Genomic DNA, 17,437 nt, shown 5'->3' on the forward strand with positions numbered 1-17,437 from the left:
GGCGATTTAATCGCGGCGTGAGGTTTGTAACCTAGCGGGCTAAGTAAAAACCGAGCAAAGCTTCCGCGTCCTGCTCACGCCCCTTACCTACATCCATGTAGGCAACAAAGAGTAAATTGCCCCTAGGCAGAACCCTTCGGCAGCGCATGTTTGGCATTTATTCCACGTTACCGCCTATTTATGGGAAATAACCACACTGCATAGGCTCTGCCTTGCCTAAATACCAAACATACTGCTGTAAATTTAACCTCGAAAGATAAACAGGCCCTAGGAAATAATATGTCAGAGTCTAAATATGGTCAGTTTGTACTGGCGCCCCGTTCGTATTTTTTCACTGCTATAGCGAGCGTAGTATTTGCGTTTAAAGGCTTTAGTTATAATGCATGGCGGATGGAGGCAAGTGAAGATAACAATAATACACGCATTGCTAGCTTTCAAATTTTACAAGAACTAGCCGAGCTTATTGTATTTGCGGCACATTACGATAATAACAAAATAGATGGCAGCCCCAGAAAAGGCTGGGTTAAAGTTAACTTAATTCATGACTTAAGCTACTTAGCCGTTGATAAAGTACATTTAAAAACAAAAGACTTACAAAAGGTCTGGCAAACAAATTGGCCAAATATGGTTGATCACCAAAGTGCTGCGCTATCTATTACACATGCCATAGACAGTGTGCGTACAGAAGTTGTGAGTGAATTAAAGCGCCTTGATTAAGTGAGCAACTTGCGCCGTAGAGCGTTGCAAGTAAGCGGCGCTCAGTAAAATTGTGGTCTCGTTAACTTTTTGCCCTTTTATTACGTTGGCAAGCTGTTGTTTAGCGTTAGGATTTTGTTTTTGCTCTATTTCCATTAATGCTAACAAAGCTGAAAATTCATGCTTTACCGGTGTGCTAGGTTTATTTGCATAGGCTATGTAGCAGGCAACCGGTGTTAAGCCATGAGAGTTGGGCTGCGCCAGCGCTTTAGCTAACTCATCATTTGATTCAAACAACATCAAAGAGCGCACATAGTTAAATGGCAGCTTTGTCGCATCGGCATGCTTAAACACATTGTGCAGTACGTTATTTCCTTGTGTATCTTGTACTAAAAAGCCTTTATTTACTTTCAGCGCAGGGGTAAAAAAGCTCAATGCGTCAATATTAGTGAGTTGATTAATAAATGGAGAAGGCGCTGTGTTAGAGCTTAATATCCGCGTTGCTATGTTTTGCATAAAGTCATACTTAACACTTAACCGTTGGGCGCTGTCATATAAATGGTTAAGCTGCAAAGTTTGCTGAGCAGGGCTTAACTGCTTAAAGTCGTTATCGAGCTCATTTAACTGTTGCTTTGAAATACGCGCATTAAGTAGTTGTATGCTTAAATCCATTATTATTTCCAAAAATCTTTTTTACTACTATAAAACAAAAAAGGCCGCAAATGCGACCTTTCATATTTAAAGCAATTGTTTAAATTGGTTTTAAGCTTTTTTGCTTGCTACCCATTCATTAACAAAGTTCTCTAGTACATTTAGTGGTACAGGACCATTTTTAAGTACTACGTCGTGGAACTGGCGAATATCAAACTTATCACCAAGTTGCTTTTTAGCGTCTTCACGAAGTTCTAAAATCTTAAGCATACCCACTTTATAAGCCGTTGCTTGTGAAGGCATTACAATGTGACGCTCAACCATTTTAACACCGTCAGATGTTGCATTAGGCGTGTTATTTACGTAGTAATCAATACCTTCTTGGCGAGTCCACTTCATCGCGTGAATACCCGTATCAACCACTAGACGACATGCGCGCCATAGCTCCATTGAAAGACGACCAAAATCTGAGTAAGGGTCTGAGTACATGCCCATTTCTTTAGGAATAAACTCTGAGTATAAACCCCAACCTTCAATATACGCTGTGTAACCACCAAATTTACGGAACTTAGGAACGCCTTCTAGCTCTTGCGAAATAGCGATTTGCATGTGGTGACCCGGAATACCTTCGTGGTAAGCAAGTGCTTCCATTTGATATGTTGGCATAGCTTCCATGTCATAAAGGTTAGCGTAGTAAATACCTGGGCGTGAACCATCTGGAGCTGGCTGTTGGTAAAATGCTTTGCCCGCTGCTTTTTCACGGAATGCTTCAACTGCTTTTACTTTTAAATCAGCTTTTGGTTTAACAATGAATAACTCATCTAAGCGTGTTTTCATTGTATCAATAAGTCCAGTGGCTTCATCAAGGTAGCGTTGCTTACCTTGTGCATCATTAGGGTAGTAAAATTGTTTGTCAGTTTTCATAAACTGCATAAACGCTTTTAAGTCGCCTTTAAAGCCTACTTTATCTTTAATTTCACGCATTTCATCATGAATACGTGTCACTTCAGATAAACCAATTGCATGAATTTCTTTAGCCGTTAAATCTGTTGTTGTAGTGCGCTTAAGTGCGTTGTTATAAAACGCTTCGCCATCTGGTAATTTCCATGCGCCATCGCGATCATCAGCACGTTTCTCAAGCTGCGCTAGGTAATTAATTAGCTTAGAGTAAGATGGTTTAACAGCCGATTTTAATGCATCTGATGCATCGCTGATTAATGAGTCTTTTTCGTTTTGGTTAATTTCAAGCGCTGTTACTTTTCGTTTAAAGTCAGCAAGCAATGTAGAATCATCGCCTTTTTCAAACGGTGCACCGTGAATAATGTTTTTGCTTGAATCAATAACATGCGGGAACACAAATTTAGGAGCAATAATCCCCTTATCAGCACGAGTTTCTAAGTCAGTAATTAGCTGATCAATAACACCAGTTACACCATTTAGGCGTGAAATGTAGTCTTTAGCTTCTTTTACATTACTAATTGAGTGCTGATTAATTAAAAACGCAGGGATCATAGAATGCGTACCAAACATTTGGTTCACAGGGTAATTATGGTAGCGCCATTTAAAGTCAGCAATTGAGCTTTCAAGATCCTGTTTTTTTAAGTCGTAGCTAACTTTTGTTGCATCATCTAATAAATCACGATTAATTGCTTTTAATGCAACTAGGTCAGCTTTTGTTTGTGCTAAATCTTTAAGCTTTCTTTCTTCGCTGCCATCGTCCCATTTATCGTAATCTTGCTTAATCCCCATGTATGTTTGATATACAGGGCTGCTCATTACATCGCGGTTAAATGTATCTTCAAAAAATGCATTGGCTTTGTCTATTTCACTTTGTTGTGATTGAACTGCTTGTGCAATAGGGGCTGAAGTAGATTGTTGTGTTGTTTGCTGGCAGCCAGCAAGTAGTGCAACGCTTACTGCGGCCGCAATAAAAGTGAGTTTACGCATTGTTTTCCCTTTTGTTGTTAGAAACCCATTAGGGTGATTTATATTTATTAGTTTTATATTGTTGTGCAGTGCCTTAGCGCTACACAAACAATTCTAGCAGGTCATTTAAAAAGCGATGACCTTTTAAGGTTACCTGCCAATGGCTGTCTGTTTGAGTCAATAAACCTTTATTTATTGCTTGGTTTAATGCACTTTGCTGACTTTGCAGCGGCAGTGTTGTTAGTTTATTAAAGTCATTAATTGGGCAAGGCTCAACAAGGCGAAAGCGATTCATAAAAAATTCAAACGCTAAATCGTCTTGCTCTACATGCCAGCTTTTATACATATACGGTTTAATTAAATCCATATAGCCGCGTGGATGTTTAACCTTTTCGGTACGCGTTATAAGCCCTGTATTTGCATCAGTAACCTTACCATGTGCGCCGCAGCCAATACCGAGATAATCGCCAAAACGCCAATAATTTAAGTTATGTTGGCATTGATAGCCCGGTTTTGCATAGCCCGATATTTCGTATTGCACGTAACCTGCTTGCGCGAGTAACTCAACCCCTTGTTCTTGAATGTCCCACAGTGTTTCATCTTGTGGCAAGGTAGGGGGCTTTGAAGCAAACTGAGTATTGGGTTCAATAGTTAATTGATACCAAGATATGTGCGGTGGATCGAGCGCTATTATTTGTTTTAAATCACTCAGAGCATCATCAAGTGTTTGCCCAGGTAAGCCATGCATTAAATCAAGATTAAAGCTATTTAAACCGGCTTCTGTAGCTTGTTGCGCGGCATAGTTTGCCTCGTCGCTGCCATGAATCCGACCAAGTGCTTTTAACTTGTCGTTTTGCATGCTTTGCACACCGATAGAAATACGGTTAATGCCTGCTTTTACGTAATCTTTAAAGCGACCTGTTTCTACTGTACCAGGGTTGGCTTCAAGGGTTATTTCGCAGTGTTCTTCAAGCCCAATTAGGTTGTCGAGTTCATTTAATAAACGGGTATAAGCTGCACCAGTTAATAAGCTTGGTGTGCCGCCACCAATAAAAATGCTGTGAATTTTACGTCCTTGCACTAAGTGCAAATCTGCTTTTAAGTCATCAATTAAGTGTTGAACATATTCAGCTTCAGGTATTTCACCTTTTTGTCCGTGGCTATTAAAATCGCAGTACGGGCATTTTTGCACGCACCAAGGCACGTGCACATATAAGCTCAGTGGTGGAAGGTTCACAGGCCGCCTTTTTGCTGTAGTTCTAGTAATAATTTTTGCAGCGCTTGTCCGCGATGACTCACTGCATTTTTTTGCTCTTTTGTAAGCTCTGCACTCGTACAATTTTTCTCTGCTACAAAAAACACAGGATCGTAACCAAATCCACCGTTGCCATTTTGAGTGAGCGTAATTTCGCCCTCCCAACTAGCACTACAAATAAGCGGAGTAGGGTCGTCTGCGTGGCGCATTAACACCAGTACACACCAAAAGCGTGCACTGCGAATAGGGTTATCACCTAAATCTACGAGTAACTTATCAATGTTATCTTGATCGCTGGCACCTGGGCCTGCAAAACGGGCTGAGTAAACACCGGGTGCGCCATTTAGGCCATCAACTTCTAAACCTGAGTCATCGGCAATAGCAGGCATGCCAGTAATTTTAGCGGCATGGCGCGCTTTAATAATGGCATTTTCAACAAAGGTAGTGCCGGTTTCGGCAACTTCACCTACGTTAAAATCGCTCTGTGGAACTACATTAATATTCAAAGAGCTTAGCATGTTAGCTAGCTCTTTTACTTTGCCAGGATTACCTGTAGCAAGTACTAAAGTTTTGGTCATGTTATTAATCTACGTAAAATTTTTGCTGAAACTGTAATTTTTGAAATTGATTATTTTGTTGTATCTCAATCTCAAAGCGTAAAATCTCTTCGTTGGTGTAATCAACTTGGGCAAGGTAATAAATTGACTCACCTTCTTTTACTTCTTTAAAAGTAAGCGTTTGTTTGTTGCCTAGTAGGTTTTTCGCTGTGCCTGTAAGCTTTGCCGTTTGTGCTGTTTTATCGGCATCATTTTTTAATATAGAAATGTTTACAACCCCTTTGTAGCCACTGCGCTCAAGGTTGTACGCTTTTGCTATTTTTGGCTGAATAAAAGTAGAAGGAAAGGCGATGTAATGGACTTGCCAAGGGCCAAGCTCTTTGTATTGTGCGCCCTGCATTTCTTCGCTTTGCGCGTTAAATGCAAATGCTAAACAAGCAATAAAACAAAACTTAATTAAACGGTTCATTATGTATTCCTCAAAACATATAAAAAAGAGGCCTTTGGGCCTCTAATTAAAAAATCTATATTAGACTAGAAAATCCATAAGCAGCATTTGCAAAAACTGAATACCAATAATAAGCACTAAAACTGATAAATCTAAGCCACCCATTGATGGCAATATTTTACGAATTGGTTTTAGCATTGGTTCAGTAAGCTGGTGGAAAACCGCTTCTATAGGGTTATAACCTTGGCTAACCCAACTTAAAATAGCGCGAATAATAAGTATCCAAAAAACTAAGTTAAGGCCTTCTTTTAGTACCGTTATAAGTGCTTGAATAAGCACAGGCTGTATTGCCCACGCATTATATATAACAAGCATTAAAGTACTAATTTTGGCTACAGCTACTATAAATGCCAGCAACAGAGATGCTAAATCAAGTCCGCCAAACCCCGGAATGATTTTACGCAGTGGTTTTACCGCAAACGACGTGGCTTTAACCACAAACTGGCTCATTGGATTATAAAAGTCGGCTTTTGCCCACTGCAGCCAAAAGCGCAGTAATACCACCATTAAAAACAAATCAAACAGGGTACTGATTAAAAATTGCATGGCATTCATAGTGTAACCTTCAATAAAAAGTGGTTTTAAAGTTCTTTTTCCATTTGCTCTGCACGCGCAATACACGCATCCATTGCATCGCCAACGGTTTTAGTTAAGCCTTCGTCTTTTAAGTGCTCAACAGCTGCGTGAGTAGTGCCGCCTTTAGATGTTACGTTTGAACGTAGTTGCGAAATACTAATATCAGGCTGGCTAAGTGCCATTTCGGCAGCGCCAAGGGCTGTTTGTTGTACCAGGCGACGAGCGTCTTCATCGTTAAAGCCCAGCGCTTTTGCTTTTTCTTCTATGGCTTCCATAAATAAGAAAAAGTAAGCAGGTGATGAGCCGGTTACAGCAATAATATCGTTAATTTGTGACTCTTTTTCCACCCATACAACAATGCCCGTGCATTCAAAAACTTGTTGTACAAATTCGTGTTCGCTTTGTGTTTCGCCCGCACCATATAAACCTGATACTCCGCGACCTAATAAAGATGGCGTGTTTGGCATGCAACGTACCATTTTAACGTCTTGGCCTAGCATTTCACGTAAACGTTTTACAGTTAAGCCCGCCGCAACAGAAATAAACAGTTTATCGCTAAAATCTACGCCCGACTCTTGAAACGATTTACATAAATCGCCCATCATTTGTGGTTTAACAGACAAAACAATTACATCAGCATCGCGCAGGGCTTCGTTATTGTCACTGGTGGTTTGCACCTTGAAATCAAATGCTACCTTTTCAAGCTTTTCTTGGTTGCGGTTAGTCGCAATTATGTTACTTGCGTTAAAGCCGTTTTTTACCATGCCACCAATAATGGCGTAGCTCATATTACCTGTGCCTATAAATGCGATTTTTTTATCTGACATAAATCTGTTATCACCTTTTAAGTTCGTGTTCCAAAAATGTCTGTGCCGATCCTTACCATGGTTGAGCCTGCGCTAATGGCAGCTTCAACATCGTTACTCATACCCATCGACAAAGTATCTACTTGAGGATATTGGGTCTTTAGTTTATCAAAGCAAGTTTGTAATTGCTCAAAAGATTGAATTTGCGTATCCAGTTTGTCGCTTTTAGCGGGAATTGCCATTAAACCTCGAAGTGTTAAGTGCTCACATTGGTTAATAAAATTGGCAAGTTCATCTATTTCATCACGGCGGCAACCTGACTTTGCTTCCTCATTACTTATATTTACTTGAATAAGTATATTAAGAGGTGGTTTATCGTCTGGGCGCTGGGAATCTAATCGCTTTGCTATTTTTATGCGATCAACACTTTGCACCCAATCAAAGTTAGCAGCTACTAATGCACTTTTATTTGATTGAATAGGGCCAATGAAATGCCAAATGATGTCGCTATATGACTGTAGTTGAGCTATTTTATCTATAGCCTCTTGAACATAAGATTCACCAAATTCGCGCTGACCATGCTCATAAGCTGCAATAATATCTTCGCTTGGTTTAGTTTTAGACACTGCTAGTAGAGTAACTTCGTTAGTGTTTCGCTGTGTGCTTTTTGCCGCGTCTGCAATTCTAGCGTAGGCGGATGTGAGTCGTTCTGCTATTGTAACCATATATTTATCAGTTAGTTGTGGAGTCATAAATGGATATTACCGAATTATTAGCGTTTAGTGTGCAACACAAAGCATCCGATTTACATTTATCGTCGGGTGTTTCACCTATGATACGCGTAGACGGTGATGTTCGCCGCATTAATATACCAGCCCTTGCAGACAAAGACGTAAACAGTCTGGTTTACGATATTATGAACGATAATCAACGCAAGGACTACGAACAAAACCTCGAAGTGGATTTTTCGTTTGAAGTGCCTAATTTAGCACGTTTTCGTGTGAATGCGTTTAACTCTAATCGCGGGCCTGCTGCGGTATTTCGTACCATACCAAGTGAAGTGTTAACGCTTGATGATTTAGGTGCGCCAGATATTTTTAAAACAATCTCTGATACCCCACGTGGACTCGTGTTAGTAACAGGGCCAACGGGTTCAGGTAAATCAACAACACTTGCCGCTATGGTCGATTATATAAATCAAAATAAACATCACCATATTCTAACAATAGAAGATCCAATCGAGTTTGTTCACGATAATAAATTAAGTTTAATTAACCAACGTGAAGTTCACCGCGATACACATAGCTTTTCAAACGCGCTACGTAGTGCATTGCGTGAAGACCCTGATGTAATACTTGTGGGTGAGTTACGTGATTTAGAAACAATTCGTCTTGCAATGACCGCTGCTGAAACGGGTCACTTAGTGTTTGGCACGCTACATACAACATCTGCACCAAAAACTATTGACCGTATTATTGATGTATTCCCAGGTGAAGAAAAAGCTATGGTACGCTCAATGTTATCTGAATCTTTACGTGCGGTAATTTCACAAACACTGCTTAAAAAAATTGGTGGTGGGCGAGTTGCAGCACACGAAATTATGATTGCAGTCCCTGCTATTCGTAACTTAATTCGTGAAGATAAAATTGCACAAATGTATTCGTCTATTCAAACCGGTGCGTCTGTGGGCATGCAAACAATGGATCAGTGTTTAACTAATTTAGTTAATCACGGTATTGTTACAAATACGGCAGCGAAAGAAAAAGCGCAAGACAAAACACAATTTGGTGGGTAAGAAATTATTATGGCTTTATCTTTAAACGACTTTTTACTCATAATGATTGAGAAAAAGGGTTCTGACCTATTTGTATCGAGTCAGTTACCAGTAAGTGCAAAAATAAACGGCGAGCTAATAGCTCTTAGTGACGATAGACTGACTGATGAGCAATCGCTTGAGTTAGTAGAATCTGCAATGAGCGAAAAGCAAAAAGCAGAATTTCATACAACGAAAGAGTGTAACTTTGCGATTGCTACCGACGAAGGGCGTTTTCGTATTTCTGCTTTTTGGCAGCGCGATAGAGCAGGTATGGTTATTCGCCGTATTGTGACGCAAATTCCTGATGTGAGTGATTTAGGTCTGCCGTCTACGCTGACAGATGTAATTATGTCTAAACGCGGTCTTGTCTTATTTGTAGGTGGTACAGGTACGGGTAAATCGACCTCACTAGCTGCACTTATTGGTTATCGAAACCGTAATCAACGAGGTCATATACTGACCATTGAAGATCCGATAGAATTTGTTCATGAGCATCGTAAAAGTATTATTACTCAGCGCGAAGTAGGGCTTGATACAGAAAGCTTTGAGTCGGCACTTAAAAGCTCATTACGCCAAGCCCCAGATGTTATTTTGATTGGTGAAATTCGATCGCAAGAAACCATGGAATACGCCCTAAGCTTTGCTGAAACCGGGCACCTGTGTGTTGCAACACTACATGCTAATAATGCGAACCAAGCGATTGACCGTATCATGCATCTAGTACCAAAAGAAAAACACGATAAGCTTAAGTATGACTTAGCACTTAACTTACGTGCCATTGTTGCTCAGCAACTAGTGCCGACTGCCGATGGTGAAAGCCGTGTTGCAGCTATTGAAATATTGCTTAACTCACCAATGGTCGCTGAACTGATTAAAAATGGTGATATTGGCGGAATTAAAGAGGCAATGGCTAAGTCGAAAGAAATGGGCATGCAAACCTTTGACCAAGCGTTATTTGAGTTGTATAGACAGCAGCGAATTAACTACGCTGATGCACTGCACCATGCTGACTCGCCAAATGATTTACGCTTAATGATAAAACTGCGCAATAACGAACAACAAGGCGCAGGCTTTTTACAGGGCGTTACTATTGATGGCCTTGATGATAAAAATAGCGATCAATAATTTAAAAGTAATCAATAAAAAAGCGCCAATTGGCGCTTTTTTTATTTGTATAAAGGGTTGTTTATATAGCCAGCTTATTCACCGTAACTAGATTCAAAAAAGCTTTCTAAAATAATAACCGCAGACATATTATCTACGTTACCTTTACCTAAGTTTTTATAGCCGCCACTTTCAAAAAGTCGCGCTTTAGCGTCCGCTGTCGTTAAGCGCTCATCCTGTGTTTGCACAGGAATGCCATAATGATTATGCAATCTGTTGGCAAACTTTTTTGCTTTAAAGGTAACCTCTTGTGATGTTCCATCCATATTTAGCGGTAAACCAACAACCATTAAGTCAGGCTGCCACTCGGCTACTTGTACGGCGATATGGTCCCAGTTAGGAATGCCATCTTGTGCTTTTACAGCCTTAAGGCTAGACGCACTGCCGGTTAACTCTTGCCCAATAGCAATACCAATACTTTTGGTGCCAAAGTCAAAGCCCATTACAGTGCGTTCGCCTTGCGGCTTAAGCGATTTTTTTGTCATGTGTATCTTGTTTAAGTTTGCTAAGGGTTAGTTACTATTATGCGTGACCAGCTTCAGGGCTGAGTTGGCTAATATCAAAGCCCAACATTGAAACTGCTTTTTCCCATCGTTTTTCAACGGGGGTATCAAAAATGATCTTCGGATCGGCTTCTATGATCAACCAGCTGTTATCAAGTAACTCTTGTTCGAGTTGTCCTTGCTCCCACCCTGAATAACCAAGTGTAATAATAAACTGCTCTGGTGCTTGTGCAGTGGTTAAGTTTGCTAGAACGTCTTTTGAGGTAGTGATCATAATATCGCTACTGAGTTTTTGACTTGCTGAATAACCCGATTGGGGAGAGTGCAGTACAAAACCACGGTCAGTTTTAACGGGTCCACCTGCAAACACACTTACTTTTGCTGCGTTTTGCGTTTTGTCGTTATCAATTTCTATTTTATCTAAAAGTTCGCCAACAGTAACATCAATAGGTTGGTTTATTACCAAGCCCATAGCCCCATCTTCATTGTGCTCACAAATATAGGTAACAGCACGTTTAAAAAAAGGGTCTTGCATTGACGGCATCGCGATTAAAAAATGATTTTCTAATGACTGCATAGATTTCACCCTTTTTAGTTAATGAACTTTGAGTATGGCATAGTTATTTAAATTGACATAAAAAGCCCATTAATTGCATGAAAGGCTTAAACTAATGGGCTTTTTATTGTGGTAATTACTTACCTAATTTACGCTCAATTGCATCAAATAAAATACCTGTGATAGAAATATCATAAGCAGCTTCAATTTCGCGTACGCACGTTGGTGCAGTTACGTTAATTTCAGTTAATTTATCGCCAATAATATCTAAACCTACAAATATTAAGCCTTTTTCTTTGAGCGTTGGTGCAACAGCTTGCGCTATTTTTAAATCTGATTCGCTAAGTGGACGGGCTTCACCTCGACCGCCTGCAGCCAAATTACCGCGTGTTTCACCATTTTGTGGTATACGCGCTAAACAATATGGAATAACTTCGCCATCAACTACTAGTACGCGCTTATCGCCTTGTTTGATCTCTGGAATGTAATTTTGCACCATTGCGAAGCGGGTGCCGTGCTCGGTTAACGTTTCACAAATTACACCAATGTTGGCATCGTCTTCTCTGATGCGAAAAATCGATGCGCCACCCATGCCATCAAGCGGTTTTAAAATAATGTCTTTATGCTGTGCTAAAAATTCACGAATTTGTTTTTGGCTACGTGTAACAAGTGTGTCTGGCGTATGTTCGCTAAACCATGCTGTAAACAGCTTTTCATTAGCATCGCGAAGGCTTTGTGGCTTGTTAATTATTAACGTACCTTCTTGTTCAGCACGCTCTAAAATATACGTCGCGTAAATGTATTCAGTATCAAAAGGAGGGTCTTTACGCATTAAAATCACGTCAAGATCGGCAAGGGCTATAGTGGCTTTTTCTTCAAGCTCATACCATTTTTCTGCATTATTAAACACTTGCGCTTTAGACGCTGTAGCGTACGACTTACCTTTACGAAGAGATAAATCGTCCATCTCCATATAATAAATTTCGTAGCCACGTTCTTGCGCTTGCATCATCATTGCAAAACCGGTGTCTTTTTTGATGTTAAATCCACTAATAGGATCTGAAATAATACCTAACTTAATTGCCATGCGCTGTGCCTTACTATAAATGTTACTGTTTATATGAGGGTGCTTTTAGTTATTTCAATTAGCTAAATCGCCAAATTGAAGTTGTAATGCACTTAAGACCGTTAAAGCGGCTGTTTCCGTTCGTAAAACGCGCGGGCCTAAGCGAATATCTACAAACTCTAGTTGTTTGGTTAGTGCCATTTCATCGTCGGTAAAGCCACCTTCGGGGCCTACTAAAAAGCGTACGCCATCTTTAGGTACCGTAATGGTTTTAATGCTGTGCTCAGCACGAGGGTGAAGAGTGAGCTTAATTGCATCGGTTTGTTGTGCAAGCCATTGTTTTAAATCTATAGGTGGGTGAATAATTGGCACAAAATTACGCCCTGACTGCTCAGCCGCAGCAATTGCAATTTTTTGCCATTGTTGGTGTTTTTTCTCAAGACGATCGCCCATTAGTTTCACACCACAGCGCTGACTAAAAATAGGGGTGATTTCGGTAATACCTAGTTCAACTGACTTTTGAATTGTAAAATCCATTTTATCACCACGGGATACACACTGACCTAAATGAATTTTAAGTGGAGATTCTACATCGTGAGGGTTAAGTTCTAATGGCATTACGACGACTGTTTTTTTTGTTACCTCAATTATTTCACTAAGGTATTCGCCACCTTCGCCATTAAAAATAGATACATGCTCGCCTACTTTCATGCGCAGCACTCTGCCAATATGCCCTGCAGCATCGTCATCTAAAGTTACAGGGGTGTTTAGGGCAATACTCGATGTTTGATAAATATGAGGAACTCGCATAGGGCGTCACTTACTACATAGCGTAAAATATATATTGCTATGGTAAGTAAGCTGGGGGCTGTGCGCAATTATTTATTTTTATTAAGTTGTTCGGCGAGATCTATTAAATCTTGTGGGGTGTGTGCTATATCGTGATGATTTTGCGAAGGTTCCGTTAACGTCTCGTCGGTAACCCGGCTGAGTGTATAGCCTGTATCATCAAGATTTATTAAAAAGCGTTCTTCATGTAAGGAGTTATAAATAAAGCGCTGCTTATCACTTGCGAGTAAATAATCGGTGCTATTGAAAAGGACTCCGTGTAAATCGTGATGATCTTTTAAATAATTAATTAACTCAGAAACGCTTATTTCGTTTTCAAGATCGCAATAACTGTAGTCTTTAATAAGCTCGTCAAACATCATTTTTACTAATTGGCGGGTATTACTGCCTGCAGCAATAAGTGTACTCGCTTTTGGTATGCCATTACTATTTACATAGTATTCGGCAAATGCGCGGCTAAATTCGTTGTCTATGTCAATTAACAAATAGTTCGTTATTTCAGGCGGCATAGAGCTAGGACCTTGTTGCATCTAAGTAATTACCATTATTACTTAAATGCAGACGTTTTAATTGCTGTATTTTCAGTAAAAAAGGTCTAAAGAGAAAACATACTAATAAGTAAATAACCTATAGCACAAAAAACAGCAAATTCTATGCATGCTACCCCAATATTATCTTGATGGTCTATTTCAAGAGCCGTATCAATATTTGGTAAAGAGATAACTTTTATCACATACGTTAAGCCGTAAAGTAGTATCCACATTACACCGCAATGCATTACAAGTGTAAATATGTTTTCAACCATTTTACCGTTTTGAAATGCTGCGCTAGATAAACCAGCATATACAGCCAACGCTAAGCCAATTGATTTTCCAGCATATCTTATACCAATAGATGTATTTTCTAGGTTAAAGTTACTTTGTAGTGACGCACCTTGGTTTGCTTTTGCAAAACGGTGTTCTCGTATTTTGCTATCAAGTGCAAACATCCCCTGAAGTGTAAAAAAGCTAACGCAAGCAATAAGTAAGTTGCTAAACCCTTGCGTGTGCGTCCACGTGTACAAGCCCAGTGCAATAATACAGTTAGCGATTAACATTCCTGAGTCTACCAATGCAGCACATACATTTTGTTTTAGTATGGCAGCTTCTTCATTAAATCTGTGGAGTATCCATTTTCTGTGAATTAAATGGCCCACTTTTATAAAAGTGAATAAGAGAACAATAATAATTAATACTTTTAACGGGTTTGACTGTGCAGTGCTTACGCTTATTTCGTCAAATAAAAAGGCTATAGTGGCTATAACAACCGATATTTCAGATGCAAAACTAATACCCATGGCAAAGTTGTCGTGTTGCGCTAACTCATCTTTAAGCGCTTGTTTTGCTTTGATTTGAGTGACAACTCGTAAACAAAAAATAGTTATGCAAATAACCGCAAAACTAATGGCAATCGCAATAAAACTAGTGTTAGATAAAGACAAATATGACATGGTGATCCTAATTAAGTTAACCTTTCTAGGTTTTAATCATTCTAGTACGGTTATTGATGATATAAAAGAGAGGATTGATGAGTAACGTAAAGCAACTTCCTATTCAATTACAAAAACTTGGCTTGATGCGCTTTGAACAGTTATACCCGCAGCAAAGTAAACAAAGTGAAGTTGTAAGGTTATTAGCATTAAGCGACTTTGCTTGGCGCAGTTTAGAGTCACAACCTGATTTAAATACCTGGCTATTATGCAAAGACGAAATACAAAATAGAGTAATAGACTCTCCTTTTAAAAACCTGAATTTAGCTGACCTTGATGAAGCACAGTGTCATAAAGTACTTCGTCAATATCGTGAAAAGTACTGGCTTAAAGTCGCCTTTTTAGATTTATGCTGTAATAATCCCATTGCCGATAGTATTAATTACATAAGCCAACTGGCTGACATGTTAATTAATAGCGCCAACCAATGGGCGCATGCACAGGTGGCAAAAGTAAATGGTGAGCCGCTTGATGAGCAAAACCAAGTAATGCCGCTAATGGTATTGGGGATGGGGAAGCTTGGCGGACAGGAGCTAAATTATTCCTCTGATATTGATCTTATTTTTGCGTATCCACGCAGCACAAAAACCCAAGGTGGCCGCAGAAGCCTTGATGCCCAAGTATTTTATACCAAAGTTGCACAAAAACTGATTGCAGCACTTAACCAAGCCACCGGTGATGGGCAAGTATTTAGAGTTGATATGCGCCTACGCCCGTTTGGCGAAAGCGGCCCTTTGGTTATGAGCTTTAATGCTATTGAAGATTACTACCAAGAACAAGGGCGCGACTGGGAACGCTACGCCATGTTAAAAGGGCGCTTAATTGGCACCCCTAATAAATATTGGAATGAATTTATTAAGCTTTTAAAGCCGTTTGTTTACCGCCGGTATATTGATTTTTCGGTGATTGAATCCTTGCGTAAAATGAAGTTAATGATTGCACAAGAGGTTCGCCGTAAACGCTTAACTAATAATATAAAACTAGGCGCTGGTGGTATTCGTGAAGTTGAATTTATAGTGCAAGCCCTGCAAATGGTAAGAGGTGGGCGAGAGGCTAATTTGCAAACCCAATCTTTACTCAAAGCATTAAATGAGTTGGCACTTAACCAAGTTATAGATGAGCAAGAAGCAAGCGAGCTGAGGCGCAATTACCTTTATTTACGTAAAGTTGAGCAGTACCTTCAAATATTTGACGACCAGCAAACGCAAACACTCCCCGATGATGAATTGAATCAGCAGCGCTTAAATTTATTATTAGAACAAGCTGATTTTTCTGCCACTTTAAACACTATAGAAAAGGTGATGAAACAAGTTAACGGTGAGTTTGCACTTGTGATTGGCGAGGAAACCGTGCCACTTGATACCTGTGAAGGCGCATTTATTAGTGCTTGGGATCATGGTGATGTGAGCTTTTTAAAAGAGGCCAGAGATGAATGGCAAGCACCCCTTAACGATTTTAAATTAAGGCTGTCTAAGGTAAATATAGGTAACCGAGGGCGTGACACTCTTGATAAGTTAATGCCTGTTTTACTAAATCAATTAAATGACTTTAATGCCAGTGCAGCAGCTTTCACAATGGTTTGCCAAATTTTTAATAAGATAATTTCGCGTACTGCCTATTTAGAATTGCTTTACGAAAACCAAGGTGCATTAAAGCAACTTGTTTTACTGTGTTGTCATAGCAAATGGATAGGGGAGCATATTTCTCGCTACCCCATATTACTTGATGAACTAATAGACCCCGCAGTTCTTTATAAGCCAACCCCGCTCACAGCGTATAAAGATGAAATAAGACAGTATTTTTTACGAATAGAGCATGACGATTTAGAACTGCAAATGGAGTCGCTTAGGCAATTTAAGCAAACGCATCAATTACGAATTGCTGCCGCCGATGCAACCGGTGTTCTTGACGTAATGAAAGTAAGCGATCATTTAACCGTACTGGCAGAGGCGATTGTTGACCAAGCTGTTAATATTGCATGGCATAACACTGTTAAGCGCTTTGGGATGCCCCCTGGCACAGATGATGAAAATAAAGGTTTTGCTGTTATTGCATATGGTAAAACAGGTGGCTTAGAAGTCGGGTACGACTCAGATCTAGATTTGGTGTTTGTGCATAATCATGATGGCTCAAGCTTAACTAATGGTGAAAAACCGATAGATTCTCGCCAGTTTTATTTAAAGCTCGCTCAGCGCCTAATGCATTTATTTAATACCCGTACTGCATCGGGCATTTTATACGAGCTTGATACACGATTACGTCCTGAAGGAGCCTCTGGTTTATTGGCTATCAATTTAGAGAGCTTTAATCACTATCAGCAAACTCAAGCATGGACGTGGGAGCATCAAGCACTTGTTCGGGCTCGATTAATTTTAGGTCAAAACGATCTGATAGATCGTTTTTCACAAATTCGTAAAAATATACTTTGCCAGCAACGCGATGATACCGTGCTAAAAGCTGATGTAATAAAAATGCGCGAAAAAATGCGCGACCATCTAGCGAAGGGAAATGCTGAGAAATTTGATTTAAAACAAGATGTTGGTGGCATGGCTGATATTGAGTTTATTACGCAATATTTAGTACTTAAACACGCAAACGAGTTTGAACAGCTTACAGTTTACTCAGATAACGTAAGAATATTAACGGATGCGGCAAATATAGGTTGTATTACTAAAGAGCAAAAGCAGCAGTTGATAAAAGCGTATATTGATTACCGCTCGTGTTATCACGTGTTGCGCTTGGAGCAACACTGTAAATTGCACCCTCTAGCAACGTTTTTCCATGATAATACTTTCGTAGCTTATATTTGGAGTGTTTTTTTTGCATTATATTGCATTGTAGTGAATTGCATTTCATTGAATTGACTCGTTTTTATTTGACAAGCCTCGCGCTTGCTTTTGGTTTTGTGTGTGTCGATCGTTTCTCCTTCAGTGATAAAAAGTTTGTACGTATAAATTGTGTTGGTATCTCCGTAAAAAAC

General features: G+C 39.7%; 18 protein-coding genes. 4 read left to right on the forward strand and 14 right to left on the reverse strand.

What is annotated here, in order from left to right; genetic code table 11:
* The first annotated feature begins 279 nt into the window (after positions 1 to 279).
* Positions 280 to 717 (forward strand): hypothetical protein, encoded by a 438-nt coding sequence (locus H5159_RS20105; RefSeq protein WP_182780921.1) that lies wholly within the window; start codon positions 280 to 282, stop codon positions 715 to 717.
* Here H5159_RS20105 and H5159_RS20110 read toward each other — a convergent pair.
* The 8 genes from H5159_RS20110 to H5159_RS20145 all read right to left on the reverse strand — a co-directional run bounded on the left by H5159_RS20110 (position 700) and on the right by H5159_RS20145 (position 7,727).
* On the reverse strand, positions 700 to 1,368 hold the full coding sequence (locus tag H5159_RS20110) for a hypothetical protein (protein WP_002962577.1): 669 nt from the start codon (positions 1,366 to 1,368) through the stop codon (positions 700 to 702). The genes H5159_RS20105 and H5159_RS20110 overlap by 18 nt on opposite strands.
* 90 nt (positions 1,369 to 1,458) lie before the next feature.
* Positions 1,459 to 3,294: a DUF885 family protein gene (locus tag H5159_RS20115; RefSeq protein ID WP_182780922.1), complete on the reverse strand. Its 1,836-nt coding sequence runs from the start codon at positions 3,292 to 3,294 to the stop codon at positions 1,459 to 1,461.
* A 79-nt stretch (positions 3,295 to 3,373) separates the two neighbouring features.
* On the reverse strand, positions 3,374 to 4,510 hold the full coding sequence (gene hemW / locus H5159_RS20120) for a radical SAM family heme chaperone HemW (RefSeq protein WP_182780923.1): 1,137 nt from the start codon (positions 4,508 to 4,510) through the stop codon (positions 3,374 to 3,376).
* Entirely contained in the window at positions 4,507 to 5,106 is a 600-nt protein-coding gene (locus H5159_RS20125; RefSeq protein ID WP_002962573.1) for an XTP/dITP diphosphatase, read from the reverse strand. The genes hemW and H5159_RS20125 overlap by 4 nt, the downstream gene beginning before the upstream one ends.
* A gap of 4 nt (positions 5,107 to 5,110) precedes the next feature.
* A complete protein-coding gene (locus H5159_RS20130) occupies positions 5,111 to 5,554 on the reverse strand; it encodes a DUF4426 domain-containing protein (protein WP_165723835.1) in 444 nt (147 codons plus the stop codon).
* 60 nt (positions 5,555 to 5,614) lie between these two features.
* Positions 5,615 to 6,148 carry a YggT family protein gene (locus H5159_RS20135; RefSeq protein ID WP_165723834.1) on the reverse strand — a complete coding sequence of 178 codons (534 nt, stop codon included), beginning with the start codon at positions 6,146 to 6,148 and terminating at the stop codon, positions 5,615 to 5,617.
* A gap of 26 nt (positions 6,149 to 6,174) precedes the next feature.
* Positions 6,175 to 6,996, reverse strand: coding sequence for a pyrroline-5-carboxylate reductase (proC, locus tag H5159_RS20140; RefSeq protein ID WP_002962567.1), 822 nt, complete (start codon positions 6,994 to 6,996; stop codon positions 6,175 to 6,177).
* A 17-nt stretch (positions 6,997 to 7,013) separates the two neighbouring features.
* On the reverse strand, positions 7,014 to 7,727 hold the full coding sequence (locus H5159_RS20145; protein WP_182780924.1) for a YggS family pyridoxal phosphate-dependent enzyme: 714 nt from the start codon (positions 7,725 to 7,727) through the stop codon (positions 7,014 to 7,016).
* Between the two features lie 2 nt (positions 7,728 to 7,729).
* Between H5159_RS20145 and H5159_RS20150 the strand changes: the two genes are divergently transcribed.
* On the forward strand, positions 7,730 to 8,770 hold the full coding sequence (locus H5159_RS20150) for a type IV pilus twitching motility protein PilT (protein ID WP_024596218.1): 1,041 nt from the start codon (positions 7,730 to 7,732) through the stop codon (positions 8,768 to 8,770).
* 9 nt (positions 8,771 to 8,779) lie between these two features.
* Complete coding sequence (locus tag H5159_RS20155) at positions 8,780 to 9,916, forward strand: PilT/PilU family type 4a pilus ATPase (protein ID WP_002961946.1); 1,137 nt, start codon at positions 8,780 to 8,782, stop codon at positions 9,914 to 9,916.
* A 74-nt stretch (positions 9,917 to 9,990) separates the two neighbouring features.
* On the opposite strand, the gene ruvX is transcribed toward H5159_RS20155, so the two are convergent.
* The 6 genes from ruvX to H5159_RS20185 all read right to left on the reverse strand — a co-directional run bounded on the left by ruvX (position 9,991) and on the right by H5159_RS20185 (position 14,418).
* Positions 9,991 to 10,440, reverse strand: coding sequence for a Holliday junction resolvase RuvX (gene ruvX / locus H5159_RS20160; RefSeq protein ID WP_002961947.1), 450 nt, complete (start codon positions 10,438 to 10,440; stop codon positions 9,991 to 9,993).
* A 37-nt stretch (positions 10,441 to 10,477) separates the two neighbouring features.
* On the reverse strand, positions 10,478 to 11,035 hold the full coding sequence (locus tag H5159_RS20165) for a YqgE/AlgH family protein (protein WP_002961948.1): 558 nt from the start codon (positions 11,033 to 11,035) through the stop codon (positions 10,478 to 10,480).
* A gap of 115 nt (positions 11,036 to 11,150) precedes the next feature.
* Complete coding sequence (gshB, locus tag H5159_RS20170; protein WP_182780925.1) at positions 11,151 to 12,101, reverse strand: glutathione synthase; 951 nt, start codon at positions 12,099 to 12,101, stop codon at positions 11,151 to 11,153.
* Between the two features lie 54 nt (positions 12,102 to 12,155).
* Entirely contained in the window at positions 12,156 to 12,890 is a 735-nt protein-coding gene (gene rsmE / locus H5159_RS20175) for a 16S rRNA (uracil(1498)-N(3))-methyltransferase (RefSeq protein WP_002961950.1), read from the reverse strand.
* A gap of 68 nt (positions 12,891 to 12,958) precedes the next feature.
* Complete coding sequence (locus tag H5159_RS20180; RefSeq protein ID WP_182780926.1) at positions 12,959 to 13,459, reverse strand: hypothetical protein; 501 nt, start codon at positions 13,457 to 13,459, stop codon at positions 12,959 to 12,961.
* A gap of 65 nt (positions 13,460 to 13,524) precedes the next feature.
* Positions 13,525 to 14,418 carry a hypothetical protein gene (locus tag H5159_RS20185; protein WP_002961952.1) on the reverse strand — a complete coding sequence of 298 codons (894 nt, stop codon included), beginning with the start codon at positions 14,416 to 14,418 and terminating at the stop codon, positions 13,525 to 13,527.
* 77 nt (positions 14,419 to 14,495) lie between these two features.
* On the opposite strand from H5159_RS20185, the gene glnE reads away from it, so the two are divergent.
* Positions 14,496 to 17,321 (forward strand): bifunctional [glutamate--ammonia ligase]-adenylyl-L-tyrosine phosphorylase/[glutamate--ammonia-ligase] adenylyltransferase, encoded by a 2,826-nt coding sequence (glnE, locus tag H5159_RS20190; RefSeq protein WP_182780927.1) that lies wholly within the window; start codon positions 14,496 to 14,498, stop codon positions 17,319 to 17,321.
* The last annotated feature ends 116 nt before the right edge of the window (positions 17,322 to 17,437 follow it).

Origin of the sequence: Pseudoalteromonas sp. SG43-1, from assembly GCF_014164415.1 — a bacterium.
In the GTDB taxonomy this organism is placed as follows: Bacteria; Pseudomonadota; Gammaproteobacteria; order Enterobacterales; family Alteromonadaceae; genus Pseudoalteromonas; species Pseudoalteromonas distincta.